A 17,799-nucleotide genomic window follows, 5' to 3' on the forward strand; every position below is an offset into this window, starting at 1 on the left:
TGTTCCCTCTAAACAACTTCCTATATTTATTAATTATTCCACAATTTTTCAATCTTCGGAACAGCCAAATACATCTGTGCCGCGATATTAGTCGTCGCTTTCACACCCTGAACCTGCGGTACCACATAGTAGCAATAACGTGCTCCGTTTTCCACTTCATCATCAAGATAAAGATTGTCATCTTTAATCACTGCAATTCTGGCAAAATTACTTTCCCCGAATTTCTTACGATAAATGCGATACTCGCTTGCCCCATTCACTTTAGTCCATGAAACTTCAATACCATCCACTGCATTCTTCAAATCAATTGAAGTATGAATGATGGACTCGGTCTCTGACCATGCTGAATAGTAGGTTGTAGAGCCGGCAGAATTGAAAGCACGGACTCTGACATAGTAACGGTCTCCCTTCTTCAGTCCGCCAATCACTTCCTGAAGCTTCTGAGTAGACGGAACATCGATGGATTTGCTTCCGTTAAACGCACTGTTTGTACTGTAGCAGATCTGATATCCGGAAGCCATCTCGTTCTCTGTCCATACAACCTTCATTTTTCCGGTTCCTTTTTCTGCCAGTCTTGCAACGATGGCTGCCGTTAATTCTTTTCTGTTTGTTTTAAAATGGAAATATGGTCTTTCCTTGATCACTGTGATATCAGCCGGGTATTCGTATTCTTCCAGTGTTGCGAGGATTGCCGGTCTTACTTCTTCTAATGTCTTGCCTTCATCCAGTTCAACGAATAAATATGGTACAAAATATCCCTCATGATCCTGATCCGGAACTAAACAGAAGAAAGCATCCTTCACACCTTCTGCCTCAACCACACGGCTCTCCATTCTCATCACGAACAGATGTCCACCGCCAAAACGTTCCGTAAACCCACGGCCGAGAACGTGAACAATACCCTGCTCTGTGATATATCCGATATCACCTGTGTGCAGCCAGATTTCACCGTCCGGATGGGCAATCAGTGTACGATCTGTCATTTCCTCACCCATATAGCCGCTGTATCCTAGCATCTTTGTCGGACCATTCATGCACAGTTCTCCGATTTCTCCATATCCCTTCTCTTCCAGGGTCTCTGAATCGAAGATTGCTAAGGTGGTTGCGGGCATCGGCATACCTACACATCCGTCTTTCAGCGGGAACATCGGGTTCGGAAGTGTAAAGCAGGAACCACCTTCACTCTGACCGTAACCGGCACTTAACGTAGCCATACAATTATGTCTGTGGAAGAAGTCTTCAACTTCACGACATTTTCTCTCGTTCATAGCTTCTGCGCCCGGTCCGATCGTTCTCAGATGTGACATATCATAATCATCCGGAATTCTGGTGCTCTTCATCATAATCTCGCACATCATCGGAATCAGTGCCCAGTAGTTCGGTTTTAATTCCATAAACCGGATATCAATATCATTGACCGGACAGAACGGATCCAGATTCACTCTAAGTCCTGCGGACAGCGGGAATACTCCCATGGCTACAGTTACCGCTACCAGAGCCGGTGTCAGAATCGGAATCCACCATGTCTCCTGTACCTCTGTTGGCGGAAGGAAGATTGACATCTGGAACGCAACAGCCACGATATTAGCTCCCGAATGAATAACCAGTTTTGAAATTCCCGTAGATCCACTGGTATATGCTCCGAATAATGGCCTGTTCGGATTCACGGATGCCGCAAAATCTCCGATATAGTTTCTTCCCAGATTCATGAATTCATCCCATGTAAGATCACTTTCACTTGATCCTGCCTCTGCAGAATAACGGGATTCAATTTCCTTCATGATATAATCCGGTATACAATTCTTATCCGCATATTCAAAAGGTGAAACCTTGATCATACGTGTCATAGGTGTCGTTGCTCTGAATAGCTTCTCGTCTTCTTTTGATGTATAGTCATGAACAAAAGCTGTGGATGCTTTTGATTTACGTATTGCAAAACACAGTTCCTCAGGAGTATCATCACGGCAGATCATGGTCGCCCCAATTTTTTCTGCTGCCAGAAGCAGGATAAAATGCGATGGTACTGCCTGTAAGAAAACAGGAATTCTGTCTCCCTCATCAAATCCCAGCACTTTTAATGCCTTAGCGGCAATTTCAACCTCCTGCCAAAATTCTTTCCACGTTATCTTCGTGCCATAATATTCAAATGCGTATTTGTTCTCATCCGGGTTTTTCATTTTCAAAAATGCTTCTACTGTCATTTTCGGTACTTTCAAATCCCGAAGTTCTTCCGGATAGTATTTCAGCCAAGGCTTATCTACACTTGCTTTCCCTGTTAATCCTGTTGTTTCTAAATTCATTTCCTTACCCACTCTTTCGTACTTTCATTTAACCAGAATATCAATATCAGTAAATCGGAAATTCAATTTGAACTCATCGCTTTACCACACTTTCATATCTTCATCAGATTATAAAATCGTATTCACGCCATATATACAAGATCTTCTGATTTCAAATCCAAAACAAAGAATACTCCGAAAGTATACGCCCCAATAATTTCTTTGTCAATAAAGCGAACCGCTTTGTCAATGTGAATCACATTTTTTCACAAATGTAAAATACCCTGTCACATTGATTCCAAGCATTCAACATTTTGTTATTGCAAGCGCATTCTCTACTCTATACTGTATGCTCTTCTATAGGAAATGAACAATTCTTTTTTTTCATGAATATACCGCAGATGGTGCAGAACGTCGCTGTAATTTCACTCTCATCTTCTTTTGCTCCGTTCTGAAGCCAAACGATTGAAGTATTAAATAAGGCTCCTATAAACATATAAAGATAATATTTGTCCATCGAACTGTTTGGCATGTTTCCCGCTATCTCTTCATGGAACCGGTTCAATTTTTCCAGCAGAATCGATCCATAGCCAAACTCACATAGATCCAGCACAAATTCACCGTATTTTTTAAAGCAAGCGAAACTCCTGCAGATATTCTGCTCCGTATAATAATCCGGTCCGCTCCAGTCAATCTCACTGCGATACTCTTCCAGAACATCATCGATCAGCTTCACAAGTACGTCCTCCTTGGAATCATAGTTCCGGTAAAATGAGACCCGGGCCACACCGGCAGTCTGTATCAGCTCTGTAATAGAAATATTCGAAAAACTTTTCTTGTGCATTAAATCAAACAGTGACTTTGTAATATTATCCTTCACACGCATATTTGCTTCTTTTCGTTTATCCATATCTACTCCCACTTCTACCCTGCAATTCCGTCAAAAATCATTACAGTGAATCAACATGTTACAATTTTCTTCATTTTGTATCACTCTTATCCCTTGTTGAATCATTCCAGATGTGATACAGTTGTTTCATATTATTTTATCTATATAATTTGATTTGTCAATAGCAAGGAGAAACTACTTATGAAAACAGCAATCGTAACAGATACCAACAGTGGAATCACGGTAGAAGAAGGCAGACAATCCGGTATTTTTGTTCTTCCCATGCCTGTCATTATAGAAGAACACTGTTATTTGGAAGGAGTCGATATCACAAATGAAGATTTATACCAGGCAATGACGGCTGACAAGAATCTTTCTTCCTCACAGCCCTCACCGGGAGATGTCATGGATCTCTGGAACCGTGTATTAGAAAGCGGATACGATGAGATCGTCCACATTCCCATGTCAAGCGGACTCAGCGGTTCCTGCCAGACAGCGAAACAGCTCGCTCTTGACTATGATTCCAAAGTCCAGGTCGTAGACAACCATCGGATTTCTGTCACCTTAATGGAATCCGTCTATGATGCAAAATTCCTTGCCGACCAGGGAAAATCTGCAGTAGAAACCAGAAAGTATCTGGAAGAAACTGCCTATCAGGCAAGCATTTTCCTGACTGTAAATTCGCTGAAATACCTAAAAAAAAGCGGAAGAATCACATCCTCCGCTGCCGCCATTGCCAATATTCTCAATATCAAACCTCTGCTTACCATACAGGGCGAAAAACTGGATCTCTTTGCCAAAGTAAGAGGAAGCAGGCAAAGTGAAAAGAAGCTGATCGAGGCACTGAAAGCGGACATCGCATCCCGTTTCCTGGATGTTCCGTCAGACAGACTCCAGATCGCGACTGCCGGAACTTTTGAAAAGGAAGAAGACGCAAAACGTTGGGTAGACCTGGTACAATCCGCATTTCCGGATCATCCGGTCTACTATTCACCTCTGTCCTGCAGTATTGCCTGCCATGTCGGAATCAATGCCGCCGGGCTAGGAGCCATTGTGACTGCAAAGCGTAAATAGCGCTTGCAGCCACAGAAATACATTACATTTTCTTAAGCATTCCCTCATTATATTGTGTTGAAATCTTTTGTTTCCCCGGATTTGATGATCACACCGTGCTTTGTCGCCTGACCGATTGCTGCCATGGGAGCCTTCTTCTCCTCCGCTTCCTGCACCATATGTATCATTTTCTGCAAAGAACTATCCTGTCCCACCTCCGTTGCGCGGATGTCAATGGTACCGAACCGATTGATCGTCCCACAGATAACTGCTTCTCCTATCCCTTTATCAACGGGAATCAGAGTCTCGAAGAGAGACTTGCTCATATTCTATATCATTTACGAGAGAACCGCCTGAATCTAACAAGCGTGAACAATAAAAAATTCCAAGTTTAAAAAGAGACCGTGATCCAAGTGATCCGGCCTCTCTTTCTGTTTTATTATTTTGCAACAAAGTTAACAATCTTATTCGGTACATAAATCTCTTTCACAAGATTCTTTCCTTCCAGGAAAGAAGCAATTCTGGAATCCGCCTTTGCAATCGCAAACGCCTCTTCCTTGTCACAGTCTGTCGGAATGACGATGGTTCCTCTGACCTTACCATTTACCTGAACACCGATTTCGATGGTCTTGGCAACGGTTTTTCCCTCATCATATTCCGGCCACGGAGAAACAGTGACAAATCCTTCTCCACCCAAGAACTCCCAGATTTCCTCGCAAAGATGCGGAGCAAACGGGCTCAGCAGCTTGATAAAGATGATCAGATCATCCTTACTCAAATGTCCTTCTGCCGTGATATCGTTGATCAAGGTCATCAGACTCGCGATGGCCGTATTAAATTTCAAGCTCTCAATATCAGAAGATACCTTCTTGATCGTACGATGGATCTTCATTTCCAGCTCATCGGAAACCGGTTCATCGGAAACCAGATCTGTCAGACCCGCAACACGGTCAAGGAACTTCTTACAGCCCTTTACGGAGCTGTCATTCCACGGTGTGGCTGCCCCATAATCTCCCATGAAAAGCACATAGGTACGAAGCGTATCTGCACCATACTCCTCAACAATATCCAGAGGATCGACTACATTTCCTTTGGATTTACTCATCTTATCACCATCCGGTCCTAGGATCAGTCCCTGAATGGATCGCTTTGCATACGGCTCCGGTGTGTTGACTACTCCGATATCATATAGGAAATGGTGCCAGAATCTGGAATAGATCATATGTCTGGTCACATGTTCCATACCACCGTTATACCAGTCAACCGGCATCCAGTATTTCATCTTGTCCATATCTGCCAGTGCATTTTCATTATGCGGGTCAATATATCTCAGGAAATACCAGGATGATCCTGCCCACTGAGGCATGGTGTCTGTCTCACGTTTCGCTGCTGCGCCGCATTTCGGACAGGTGCAGTTTACAAAGGAATCGATCTTGGCAAGCGGTGACTGTCCGTCTTCACCCGGTTCGAAATCTTTCACTCTCGGCAGACGGAGCGGAAGTTCTTCATAAGGAACTGCCACAACACCACAGTTCGGACAATGAATCAGCGGAATTGGCTCTCCCCAGTATCTCTGACGGTTGAATGCCCAGTCTTTCATCTTATACTGGACACCAGCCTCGCCCACACCGGTCTTCTCCAGCTCTTCCAGCATGCGCTCGATGGAATCATGCTTATTGGTATATCCGTTCAGGAATCCGGAGTTCACCATCTCGCCGTCACCTGTATAAGCTTCTTTGGAAATGTCTCCGCCTTTAATTACTTCAATAATATCAATATCAAATTTCTTTGCGAAATCATAGTCTCTCTGATCATGTGCCGGCACTGCCATGATCGCTCCGGTACCGTAGCCCATCATTACATAGTCTGCAATGTAGATCGGAATCTTTTTACCGTTGATCGGATTGATTGCTTCCAGTCCCTGGATTCTTACACCCGTTTTATCCTTCACAAGCTGGGTTCTTTCAAACTCCGTCTTCTTCGCACATTCATTGCGGTATGCAATGATTTCATCCATATTGGTCACTTTATCGCAATACTGATCAATAATCGGATGTTCCGGCGCAATAACCATAAAGGTAACACCGAAGAGCGTGTCCGGTCTGGTCGTATAGATTCTTAACTTCTCGTCCAATCCATCAATTGCAAAATCCACGAACGCACCCTTTGACTTGCCGATCCAGTTGATCTGCTGCTGCTTTACATTTTCCGGATAGTCCACATCATTCAGACCTTCCAGAAGCTTGTCCGCATATTCGGTGATTCTCAGATACCATACGTCCTTGGATTTCTGAACCACATCGCTGTGGCAGATATCACATTTGCCGCCCTGGCTGTCTTCGTTGGAAAGAACAACCTTGCAGTGCGGACAATAGTTTACCAGCGTTCTGTCTCTGAACACAAGACCATTTTCAAACATTTTCAGGAAGATCCACTGAGTCCACTTATAATAATCCTCATCCGTCGTATCGATCACACGGCTCCAGTCAAAAGAAAATCCTACTTTCTTCAGCTGGTTCGTGAATTTTTTAATATTTTCATCTGTAATCACGCGCGGATGTGTGCCTGTCTTAACCGCATAGTTTTCCGTCGGCAGACCAAATGCATCAAATCCGATCGGGAAAAGTACGTTGTACCCCTCCATACGGCGCTTTCTGCTGATTACCTCAAGACTTGAGTATGCCTTAATATGTCCGACATGCATACCGGCACCGCTCGGGTACGGGAATTCTACCAGTCCGTAAAACTTTGGTTTATCACTGTTGTCCTGAGCTTCGAAGATCTTGCTCTCTTCCCACCGCTCCTGCCACTTGGGCTCTATCCTTTTAAAATTGTATCTCATCTTTGCGCTTCCTCCACAAACATTATCTCTAAAGGTTTATTTTAATTCAATGACAACGGTTTGTCAATGTTATTTCGCCAGTATAAGGAAGCAGTAAATGCTAGCTACTATGCGAAAAGTAACCGAAAATCCGAACGCCGCAATCAACCAGTGGTGTAGTAAATGCTAGCTACTATGCGAAAAGTAACCGAGTCCGCTCACTGCATACTCATCCGTCATATAATCTCCTATTTCATTTACTGGATTTATGATTTCAACAAATCTGCAAGATAGAATTCATCTTTCTGGTGTTTTCCTTTTAATTGCTTATATCGTTTAATTGTATCTACAAGCAATTCAATGCGTTCTCCGTAGTAATCACGATAAAACGCTGTACTGTTATCATAATGTTTACGATTATATACAATATTTTCTTTGCTAAATTAAGTGTTGCAGATTTCTTATTAACCGTCTTATCTTTAAATAAACTGATTATGTTTTCAACCAATGTTTTATGGAAATGATTTTCTACTTCATCTATCAAAAGGTCAAATCCATTCTCCAAAGCTGCAACTACAAAGATATAAAGAAGGACACCTTTTGTTGTACCGCCGGAAAGCATATAAACCAGTTCCGAGTCAGAAAGTTCTTTCACATAATCTTGGTACACAAGTCAATGTCCTAAAGATAACTTATCATTTTATGGTAAATTTCCAATTCATAAGGCTCCCCATTGCGCAGATCCGTCTTCTTTTCTGTATATTGAAACGAACCAGGTATCCTCCTCTTCTAATACACATCTGTCCCCAATACTGCTCAAATCTACTTCACTTTTGGAAAAGCAATCGAAATCGTCACCCCTTCTCCCCCTTCTCCCCACCGGGATTCAGCCTCTATTTTCAGGTTCAGATCATCTACCATCTTTTTTGTCAAATACAGCCCCATACCGGTAGCTTTCTTCCGGCTGTCGGTAGAATCCCCTGTAAAGCCCTTCTGAAAAATATAGGGCAGGTCATAATTCTTAACCCCAATACCGTTATCAGCTATGGTCAAAATATCCGTCTCGCCGGTGTGCTTCAGGGACACAGTGAGTTTCGGCTCAGCTCCACTGTATTTGATGGAGTTACTGATGATCTGGCCAATCATGAATTGAAATCCCCGTCGGTCAGTATAGACGGTTTCGTCTTGTAATCTGTTTTCAATGAGAAACTGCTTTTCCTCCAGCAAAGGTGCATAATCTTCAAGAACCTCTTCTATGGCATCTCTAAGTTCCACAGTCTCAAACCGATAATCTTTCGTGCTGCTCCCAAGCCGGGCGTAGTAGAGCATCTGGGTAATATCCTCCTGAAGCTGACTTCGCACATAGTCCAATTTGGCGTGCAGAGGAGGCGGGATCTCATCGGCCCGGTTATCCAAAATCATAGTAAGCAAAGAAAGCGGTGTTTTGGCTTCATGCGCCCACCCCTCCACGTATTCCTCATAATCCCGGAGGGCTTCCTCAGTCTCCTGAATCCGGCTTTGCTTTTTCTCCAGAACAGAGACCAGAACCCGAAGCTGTTCCCGCTCCTGCTGACTCACTGCACATAGAAGTTTTTCCGTGTTCACCTCGTCCGGTTCCATTAGAAAAGCTCGAAAAATCGCACGTTTATGCTGCTCTTTGAAATAAACGTACAGAACGATTACTGAAAACAAAACAAGGCTTGCCAGTGCAATCGTCACGACAAGGCTTGCGAATGCCTGTGCACTGGAAAGCCATAGGAGCAGAGAAGAAAAAGAATCAATAATGAGCAGTAAAATGAGCCACGGGGCATATCGTTTTAACGTATTCCAGAACTGTTTCACGGTGTATCCTCCCTTTCCAGCCGGTAGCCCAATCCACGGACAGCCACGACTTTCTGCTTCATGCCCAAATTCGCCATCGTCTTTTTCAGACGGGTCAAATTGACCTGCAGAGCATTTTCATCAATGAACTCCGTCGTATCCCAGAGTGCCCTGCATAGCTGCTTCGAAGTCACTAATTGATTTCCACCCGCAAGCAATGCTTCCAGAAGCTTACCCTGATTTCTTGGAAGGATCACGGATGTATTATCGATGTATAGCGTGTAAGTTCCCCGATCCAACAGGAATCCCTGCCCTTCCAGAAGATTGGAACGGCCTTCGAATCGTTTGAGAATATTGGCGATTCTCGCCAGCATCCGCTCTTTGCGGCAAGGCTTTGTCAAATATTCATCTGCCCCAAAACGGAGCGCCTGCAATTCATCAGACATCTGGTCCCGGGAAGTCAGGACCAGGACCGGAATGGAGGTTTTCTGCTTGAGATCCCGACAGATCTGGAATCCACTGATTTCCGGCAGATTAAGATCCAGGATAACAAGATCCGGAGCGAGGACTGTCAGCTGCTCTGCGGCATTTTCAAATGCAGTGACTGCCAGAGCAGAATATCCTGCCTTCTCCAGCATATTACAAAGCTCTTCCCGTGTATAAACTTCATCTTCCACAACAGCGATTCTCTTCATGACACTCCTCCTTCCCGTCTATTCTTCTCTCTGCGGCTGCATGAGCGTCAGCAAATATCGGTCGCTGGAACGCTTAATAATGGTTACATAGATATATTCTACCACACAAAGCAGTAAAATCATAGCGGTAGACACCAGAAGCATTTCCCACTCTGCTCCATTTGTTCCGGATGAAAGAAGTCCCGCAAAGAGAGCCTTGACTCCAAAGATACTGCTGATTGCAGCGACAAAGACGGGAAGTCCCATAAACCAGTTGATCTGTTTCCGGGCAGATAGACAAATATCTTTATAAGTAGCGCCCAGATGCACCAGCGTCTGATATCTGCGTCCTGTCTTCTGCTGATTCATCAGGAACTGAACCCCCATAATGGTATTGGCAACCACCAGAAAGATAATGGCAAGATAGATGGTAATGTAGCTGGCCGCAACCATATAAAAGAGCTGACGTCCTATATTTTGCAGAAAGCTTTCATATTCAATCCCCATATTCTCAAGGCAAAGTTCATCCAGCCGTGCGTTCATATCAGAAATCGCGGTCATCAGGCTTCCGGACTTTCCTGCTTCCCGTTTCAAAATGCCATTGATATAAACCTCATATTCTCCATTTGTATATTGTAAAAACTGCTCATCAGGCAGAATCAGTGCAAACGATAAAGTAATCGACCTGTCGGTCACCAGATCCACCGACTGAATCTTGCCGGTCAGATAAACAGAATTACCATTCAGCAGAGTCTCCGGATGTTCGGAAAGAATACGGTTGAGTATATCCATTCTGCTCTCAGTCGTAAAATCATAATCCTGATACACGGCAGCCTCATTTTCCTCCAGTACCAGAGCAGGCTTACCGGCGGCCTCCAACAGACGGTTGTAATCTGACAAACAGATCAAATACGGATAATCAACATAGCCCAGATTGTTCAACAGGACATCCCGATCCTCGGATTGTGTGAAACCTTCCAAAGACTCCATAACAGAATCCATTTGAAACACATGATTGCCATTCTCCCCATTCCGGACGTTGCCGATCCGCATTTCAAAGAGCTGGGAAAATTGACTTTCAAGATCATTTTCCTTCAGCACAGTCTTCAGATGAGAAAGGGCATCCTGTGAACTCTCCGCACCATAATCCTGAAATGTATAATCCATCACATGCTCCTCCGCCTGCCGGCTGGTACCGGCAATACCGATGCCGGCGCCAAAACAGCACAATGCTGCCAGAATCAGCAGCGAACTGATGGCCATGGAGGTAGACTGATGCATGACATTTTCCTGAATCTGACGGAATGAAAATACATGAAGTTTTCGATTTGCTTTTCCCGCCTTTACCAGTAAGGCGATCAATGCCCGCATTCCATAGAACAGAAAAATCGTTCCCAAGAGCCCGAGAACCAGGGTCAGGAGCATTTTATCCGGGGCATACCATGCAATTCCCTGAATCGCCATGGCATAGGCGGCAGCCAGCATGATCACGCCTGAAACGGTACAAGTCCCATAGACAAATGCCGGCCTTTGCTTTTTTTCTTTTTCGGAGAAAGAAGCCAGAAGCGTGCCGATCTCCTGCCGACTGATTTTCCCACTGAGGATCAGAAACGCCGCCAGCTTGATAACGAGGAATCCTGCAACGGTAAAACAAACAGCAGACAGCGAAAATGTAAACTGATGGCCGATGATACCCATCCCCACAAGTTTGGCAGTAACCAGACTGATCAGTTCCGAAAGCAGCACCGCAATCGGAAGTCCGATTACCAGAGCCAGAATACTGCTCAAAAGATCCTCCGCAAGAAGCATGATAAAGAGCTTACTTCTCCGCATTCCCATCATCAGATAGACACCAAACTCTTTTCTGCGGCGCTCCAACTGATATTTACAGGCAAAATAAATCAGAAAAAACAGAATTCCCAATGTCATCCCATAGAAAACAGGAATCATCAGCAACAATTGATTTACCGCATCGCTTTCCATTTTCGCAAGAAATATCATCACATCCTGTTTGGATAGCGAAAGGATAATATAAAAAGCGACAATGGAAATGACCAATGAACCGAAGAACAGCCCGTTTTCTTTGCGGTTGCGTTTACTATTTCTTAGAATTAAATTAGAGAACATTTAAGCTGCCTCCTCCCAATTGAGCCATGACTTTCAGAATTCGCTGGTAGAAATCCTGCTGGCTTTCATCGCCGCGGCGAAGCTCATGGAAAATCACCCCGTCCTGAATGAACAGGATTCGTTTGCAAAAGCTGGCTGCGTTGGAATCATGGGTCACCATCAGAATCGTGGCCTCTTCATCCCGGTTTAATCCGGAAAGCTTTTCCATGATATTCTTCGCATTCTTACTGTCCAGTGCGCCAGTCGGTTCATCCGCAAGAATCAGTTTCGGGTGGAGAATCATGGCTCTAGCCGCCGCCACTCTCTGACGCTGTCCACCGGACATCTGTGCGGGAAATTTATCCAGTACATCTGTAATTTCCAGATATTCCGCAAGCTGCTCCAGACGTAGAGAACTCTCCTTTTCTGTCACATCATGCAGGGAAGTCGGCAGTAAGACATTTTCCCGGCCGGTCAGATTATCCAGCAATTCAAAATTCTGAAACAGGTAACCCACTGTCTTCCCCCGGTATTGTGCCAGTTCCTTACCGCCAAGTGACTGCAGATTCCTGCCCTCCATCACGATACTGCCGCCGGTAGGCTTGATCACCGTCGCAATACAGTTAAGCAGTGTGGACTTTCCGGAGCCACTGCTGCCCATGATCCCCAGAAATTCTCCGGGCATCACCTGAAAAGTGATTCCGTCCAGCGCCCTGGTCTGGTTCGGCACATTGCCGTAGGTCTTGGTTAAGTTTTCAATATTCAAAATCGGTTCCATAAGAATTACCTCCTGTTGTTTTCTGGCTTCATGATAACATAGGCTGCCAGAAAATAACACTTACAGTCAATGTAAGGTTATCAGGCTTCCGATACTTTTACACAAAAAAGACAGGCCGATCCCGCAATTTGGGACCAGTCTGTCGATTCTCATCCTTATTTTACTTCAACCAGTTCAATCCTGAAGTTCAGTTCTTTTCCTGCCATTTCATGATTTGCATCAAGAGTAATTGTCTTTTCATCTTTCTCTACTACTTTTACCGGGAATGGCTGTCCCATTGCATTTGACAGATAAACCTGCTGACCAACTGTAAGATCTTCTGATCCCTGCAGCTGCTCAATCTCAAATGTCATAATTGCATTCGGATCCGGCATGCCATATGCTTCTTCCGGCATAAGATGGATATCTACAACCTGTCCTACTTCCATATCAACGACTGCTGCATCAAATCCTTTGATCATCATGCCTGCTCCACAGATAAATTCCAATGGTTCTCCACGATCATAGGAAGAATCAAACTGAGCACCATCGTTGAATGTACCTTTATAATGTACTTTACAGATCTTTCCTGCATTTTTTCCTTCAAGCATAACCCGATGACCGCCGCAGCCTCCGCAGCTTCCGCAATTGCCGCCACAGGAATGTTCTTCTTCATGGTCGTGATGATCGCAATTCACTCCTGTAGAAATCAGTTCGCCTTTTAAATATGCTTCAACAGCTTCATCCGTATTTCCCTCTGCGCCTGATACTACTTCAATTCCTGCTTCATCAAGTGCTTCCTGTGCACCTTCTCCAATACCGCCACAGATCAGGACATGAATTCCTGCTTCTGCCAAAAGTCCTGCAAGTGCGCCATGACCGGTACCATTTGAAGCGATGATTTCACTGGAAACAACCTTTTCCGCTTCTACTTCATATACTTTAAAATTTTCTGTTTTTCCAAAATGCTGAAATACATTCCCGTTATCGTAAGTTACCGCAATTTTCATTTTCAATACCTCCAGTATTTTTTTACATCCTGATTCATCCTATCACAAATCCCGGGATTTCTCTACCGCAAAATGAACTCTCTTTGTTAATATTCCATTTTTCTTGTGTTTTTTCTATTACACTATAATCAAAATGATTTGATCCGTTGAAAAATGCTTACACATTCAGGTAAATGATTTGAAAACGCATCCATATGTTGCTATAATAAATGAAAAATGACTGAAGGGGGTCTGAATACCATGCTTGGCTTTTTACCCAAAGTAGTAATACTGCTTTTATTAATTGTTCTTTTGGGATTTTTTAACGAGAAGATAACCAAATTTCCATATGAAATTTCACTGATGTTATTTTCTATTGTGATTAGTATGATAATGCTTATTTTTGATTCTGCACTACGCAGCACATCGATCAGTGAACTGCTTAGTAATCTGCAGGTTTTTAATTTGGAAGCGCTTTTGATGGAAGGTGTTTTATGCTTTATGCTTTTTGCAGGTTCCTGTCACATGCGGCTTCTGGATTTCAAGAAACACGCCCGCCCGATTACAATGCTTTCTGTTGTTGCAACACTTCTGGGCGCGATTTTTTACGGTTCCCTGTTCTATGCAGGTGCTTCTCTTCTGGGACTACCATTCAGTTTTCCGGTATGCCTGATGTTCGGAAGCATCACAGCACCAACCGATCCAATCGCAGCAACAAGTATTCTGAAAAAATTCAATCTTCCAAAAGATATCAGTTTCATCATGGAAGGCGAATCTCTTTTTAACGACGGTGTGGGTGTCGCATTATTTGTGTGCTTCTCCGGAATGGTGACAATGCAAGAAAATGGCAGCTTTCTGGCTGTTATGGGTAAGGAACTGTTCGGAGCGGTGTTGGTTGGAATTCTGGCAACAGCGATATGCTTTCCGATTTTTGCCTTGACCAAAGACGGAAATCGAAGAATCTTTGTCAGTCTTCTTGCCGTTTCTATGGCCTATGTTCTGTGCGAACATTTTGGTTTTTCCGGAGCCATCGCGTCTGTCGTATGTGGAATCTCATTTTCGGCACTCTGCAACCGCAGAGAACAAAAAGGACAACCGCTGGATCTGGAGGAATTTGATACTTTTTGGGAAATTCTGGACAATTTATTGAATTCGGTTCTGTATGTGATAATGGGACTGACATTTGTACATATTCTGCAAATTCCTCATGTACTTTTGTTATCCTGCCTGGCTATTATATTTAATCTGATTGGACGCTTCTCAAGCGTCGGCCTGGCCGCATTTTTTGCCGGAAAACTTCCGAGCGGATACGATAAACTCAGCTTTGTAAAACTGCTTACATATGGCGGCCTCCGAGGCGGGCTCAGTATCGCACTGGCTATGAGTACAAGAGAAATGGTAAGCGCGGATACATATTCCATTATTCTGGGAAGCACCTACGCAATCGTATTCTTTACGACCGTCGTACAAGGCTTAACTATGAAACAAGTGTATCAGAAAATTGAAAAAGGACTTAGTAAATAACTCTTTTTCAAGTAGCGGCATGTATCAAGATTCATTATTAAGATTGGCCTCTTAATAATGTTATGTTATCTTAAACGACTCCATAAAATTTTTCAAGGCATAGTACCCACTATGTCCTATATGTGATTTCTGTCCGTCAGACCAGAGATTTGCCCGTGGTTAGTCTGTTCCCACATCCGGCTTCCTTCAGACTCCACCTCACGATGGACACCCTTGCCTTCGGCTATATCCTTCCCACTGCCGGGCGGATTCGGGTAGGGTCAAGCGATGGCGCGGTAGTTTCCGTTTCCATCGCCTGCCACCTCAAACCGTGCATGAGGTTCTCCCTCACACGGCTTTCCGATAATCTTCTTCCCACAGCATTCAAAAGACTGCCACATATCTTTTCTTATTTAGATAATAAAAGTACTCTATTCCACTGGTTGCATACCACTTTCGAAATCCATACAACACATGCCCTCTGTATTTCTTCTGTTTTCGCCTGTAATACACCCGTCTCCATAGCTTCATCCACACGTATTCATCAAGCTGTTTAAATCGTTTTGTTGAGTTTCCATGCTGAAAGTAGTTTCTCCATCCTCTTATGAGTGGATTTAATTTTTCCACCTTTTGCTCCAGACCCTCATAGGCTGATTTTCTGCAAGTAATTACTCTGATTGCATCCTTTACCTTTTCCATCGCCTTTTTACTAGGCATCATATAAGGCAACTTCCGTCCACTTTTGGTTTTACCAAACTTCTGGTAACGGAATCCAAGAAAGTCAAAGCTCTCCTTATTCATGTCTACAATCTTTGTTTTCTGCGGATTCAACGTCAGTTTCAACTTAGTCATTATTCTTTTCAGATGCTCAAACGCTAATTCTGCATCTTTTCTTGTTCTGCACACAATCACTGCATCATCTGCATATCTGACTATGACGCCCAGTTCCTTATGCTTTCCCCAGTAGGAGTCCAATACATGAAGATAGATATTTGCTAACAACGGACTAATGACTCCTCCTTGCGGTGAGCCTTTTTCCGTTGGATAATATTTCCCATTTTCAATGACTCCTGCTTGTAACCACTGTCTGCATAACTTAATGACCCTTCTATCACTGATGCGACGATTTATTAATCCCAGTAGTATTTCATGATTGATGTTGTCGAAGTATCCCTGTATGTCTGCGTCTACTACATACCAGTTTTTATACAATTCTTTTTTCACTTTTTCTGTAGCCTGTTTTGCATCTCTTTTAGGGCGAAATCCATAAGAACTATCTAGAAAGTTTGCTTCAAAGACAGGTTCTATCACTATCTTACAGGCTTGTTGCACAATCCTGTCTCTAATAGTCGGTATTCCCAATGGTCTTTGCTTCCCATCCGGTTTTGGAATGTATACTCTCTTTACCGGCTTGGGTCTGTATTTCTTATTCTTCAAATCCTCTTGAATATCCAACAAGTATTCTTCTACTCCGTATTCCTCAATCATTTCAAAGGTAATGCCGTCAATCCCAGCGCTCCCCTTGTTTTCTCGCACTTCTTTCCATGCCCGCCACAAAATATCCAGGCGAAAGATACGGTCATACAACGCATGAAATCTGCGTTGCTTATCCTTTTTGGCTGCCAGGTATAGATTACGTTGAAGTTGTCGTGATTTTTCTATTGAGTGTTGTTGTCCAATATTTGGCATGCACTATCCCTTACCTTCCCGTTAATCTTGATTAAAGCAGAGCCCCTTTTCTCCCATTGTTTTTCTTACCAATAGTTCATAGATACTATGGGCTCCTCCGACTTCTCATACCACTTCCCGAGAAATTTCGCATGCGTGCTTATATCCTCAGTTACATACTTGTGGTTATATGATGGTATGAGATCTCTTCTGTTCCGTTATCAACTTTCATAACATTCCGCTCCCTCTACACCGAAGGGTTCTTCAATGCTGTACTCCAGTATCTCCACATCTTCCATGGTCTTCGTCAGAAAGTCAGTGACTCAACTCCCTCTTGTCCCTTACAGGGCTAACGTAACGATGCTACAGGATTCACTTTATGTTACGGACTGCTATTTTGCACCTGTTTCTCACAGGCATACCTCGCTTCAACACAATCGGTCACCCAAAGGCATTGGAGGTTCGCTACAAGGCTCACTGGCGATTACCTTGACCAGGCTTTCACTGGCAAGCTGATAACAGCTTGCAGAACACACGACTTTCACCCGTTAGAAACCTGCGCCGCCAGGCGCACCACATGAAACCGCCGCTATGAAATTACTCATATGCGGCGGTATTTATCATTTTGTACAATATCAAATTCCCAGGCAATCAAACTGACACTTACTTCACAAAAGAAGCTTTTATCATATTCTTGCTACCAATATAAGTAATAACAAAGTATAATCCATAGATGATTGCAAAAATAATAGCTGTGATAACGATTGAGCCAGTCAATCCTCCACTGCCAAAGTCTTCCATAATTTTGGCAGCAAACTGGATTCCAAAAATAGAGTGAATACTTGCCACAACAAGAGGAAGCAGGAAAAATATGCCGATCTGTTTAAACAACGAATGATTGATCATCTTTTCATCTGCACCAATTTCCTTCAAAACAGTGTAGCGGTCTATATTGTCTGCACTTTCTGATAACTCTTTCAGGGCAAGCACGGCTGCACTTGTAACCAGGAAGATAATTCCCACATATAATCCAACGAAAGTGAACAAAGCCTCTAAACCAATACTTTTATCTGCCAGTATTGTTTTAGTCGTACAAACCACATTGTTAGCATTGGAAATATCTACAAGGTAAGCGCCAAATATTCCTGCGGATTTCCTGATCCTCAAGTTTTGCCTATAATTGTAGTCGATAGATATTTAGACTATTTCACTACAATTATGGAGGATAGGTTATGGCAG

At 43.5% G+C, this 17,799-nt stretch carries 14 protein-coding genes; 2 read left to right on the forward strand and 12 right to left on the reverse strand.

What is annotated here, in order from left to right; genetic code table 11:
* Window positions 1-29: 29 nt before the first annotated feature.
* Together ACTNBF_RS03735 and ACTNBF_RS03740 are read right to left on the reverse strand one after the other, a co-directional pair.
* Window positions 30-2,300 carry an AMP-binding protein gene (locus tag ACTNBF_RS03735; protein ID WP_441088783.1) on the reverse strand — a complete coding sequence of 757 codons (2,271 nt, stop codon included), beginning with the start codon at window positions 2,298-2,300 and terminating at the stop codon, window positions 30-32.
* A gap of 319 nt (window positions 2,301-2,619) precedes the next feature.
* A complete protein-coding gene (locus ACTNBF_RS03740) occupies window positions 2,620-3,189 on the reverse strand; it encodes a TetR family transcriptional regulator (protein ID WP_427806471.1) in 570 nt (189 codons plus the stop codon).
* Window positions 3,190-3,369: 180 nt separating this feature from the next.
* Here ACTNBF_RS03740 and ACTNBF_RS03745 point away from each other — a divergent pair, with 180 nt between their 5' ends.
* Window positions 3,370-4,242 (forward strand): DegV family protein, encoded by an 873-nt coding sequence (locus ACTNBF_RS03745; RefSeq protein WP_441088784.1) that lies wholly within the window; start codon window positions 3,370-3,372, stop codon window positions 4,240-4,242.
* Between the two features lie 47 nt (window positions 4,243-4,289).
* On the opposite strand, the gene ACTNBF_RS03750 is transcribed toward ACTNBF_RS03745, so the two are convergent.
* From ACTNBF_RS03750 to ACTNBF_RS03785, 8 genes are all read right to left on the reverse strand, one after another.
* On the reverse strand, window positions 4,290-4,547 hold the full coding sequence (locus ACTNBF_RS03750) for a P-type ATPase (RefSeq protein ID WP_427806473.1): 258 nt from the start codon (window positions 4,545-4,547) through the stop codon (window positions 4,290-4,292).
* 113 nt (window positions 4,548-4,660) lie between these two features.
* Window positions 4,661-7,063 carry a leucine--tRNA ligase gene (gene leuS, locus ACTNBF_RS03755; RefSeq protein ID WP_427819107.1) on the reverse strand — a complete coding sequence of 801 codons (2,403 nt, stop codon included), beginning with the start codon at window positions 7,061-7,063 and terminating at the stop codon, window positions 4,661-4,663.
* A 325-nt stretch (window positions 7,064-7,388) separates the two neighbouring features.
* Window positions 7,389-7,712, reverse strand: a complete 324-nt coding sequence (locus tag ACTNBF_RS03760; protein WP_427806475.1) for a hypothetical protein — start codon at window positions 7,710-7,712, stop codon at window positions 7,389-7,391.
* Between the two features lie 152 nt (window positions 7,713-7,864).
* Window positions 7,865-8,884: a sensor histidine kinase gene (locus ACTNBF_RS03765; RefSeq protein WP_427806476.1), complete on the reverse strand. Its 1,020-nt coding sequence runs from the start codon at window positions 8,882-8,884 to the stop codon at window positions 7,865-7,867.
* Window positions 8,881-9,558: a response regulator transcription factor gene (locus ACTNBF_RS03770; protein WP_441088785.1), complete on the reverse strand. Its 678-nt coding sequence runs from the start codon at window positions 9,556-9,558 to the stop codon at window positions 8,881-8,883. Before ACTNBF_RS03770 ends, ACTNBF_RS03765 begins: the two co-directional genes overlap by 4 nt.
* 18 nt (window positions 9,559-9,576) lie before the next feature.
* Window positions 9,577-11,664 carry an ABC transporter permease gene (locus ACTNBF_RS03775; RefSeq protein ID WP_441088786.1) on the reverse strand — a complete coding sequence of 696 codons (2,088 nt, stop codon included), beginning with the start codon at window positions 11,662-11,664 and terminating at the stop codon, window positions 9,577-9,579.
* On the reverse strand, window positions 11,654-12,421 hold the full coding sequence (locus ACTNBF_RS03780; RefSeq protein ID WP_427806480.1) for an ABC transporter ATP-binding protein: 768 nt from the start codon (window positions 12,419-12,421) through the stop codon (window positions 11,654-11,656). Before ACTNBF_RS03780 ends, ACTNBF_RS03775 begins: the two co-directional genes overlap by 11 nt.
* Window positions 12,422-12,576: 155 nt before the next feature.
* On the reverse strand, window positions 12,577-13,410 hold the full coding sequence (locus ACTNBF_RS03785; RefSeq protein WP_427806481.1) for a NifB/NifX family molybdenum-iron cluster-binding protein: 834 nt from the start codon (window positions 13,408-13,410) through the stop codon (window positions 12,577-12,579).
* Between the two features lie 240 nt (window positions 13,411-13,650).
* Between ACTNBF_RS03785 and ACTNBF_RS03790 the strand changes: the two genes are divergently transcribed.
* Complete coding sequence (locus ACTNBF_RS03790; protein WP_441088787.1) at window positions 13,651-14,913, forward strand: cation:proton antiporter; 1,263 nt, start codon at window positions 13,651-13,653, stop codon at window positions 14,911-14,913.
* Window positions 14,914-15,276: 363 nt separating this feature from the next.
* On the opposite strand, the gene ltrA is transcribed toward ACTNBF_RS03790, so the two are convergent.
* Both ltrA and ACTNBF_RS03800 read right to left on the reverse strand, forming a co-directional pair.
* Window positions 15,277-16,581 carry a group II intron reverse transcriptase/maturase gene (ltrA, locus tag ACTNBF_RS03795; RefSeq protein ID WP_427808894.1) on the reverse strand — a complete coding sequence of 435 codons (1,305 nt, stop codon included), beginning with the start codon at window positions 16,579-16,581 and terminating at the stop codon, window positions 15,277-15,279.
* A gap of 642 nt (window positions 16,582-17,223) precedes the next feature.
* Window positions 17,224-17,727, reverse strand: coding sequence for a hypothetical protein (locus ACTNBF_RS03800; protein ID WP_441088788.1), 504 nt, complete (start codon window positions 17,725-17,727; stop codon window positions 17,224-17,226).
* Window positions 17,728-17,799: the final 72 nt, after the last annotated feature.

The sequence above is a fragment of the Bariatricus sp. HCP28S3_A4 genome (assembly GCF_052066395.1).
GTDB lineage: Bacteria > Bacillota > Clostridia > Lachnospirales > Lachnospiraceae > Allocoprococcus.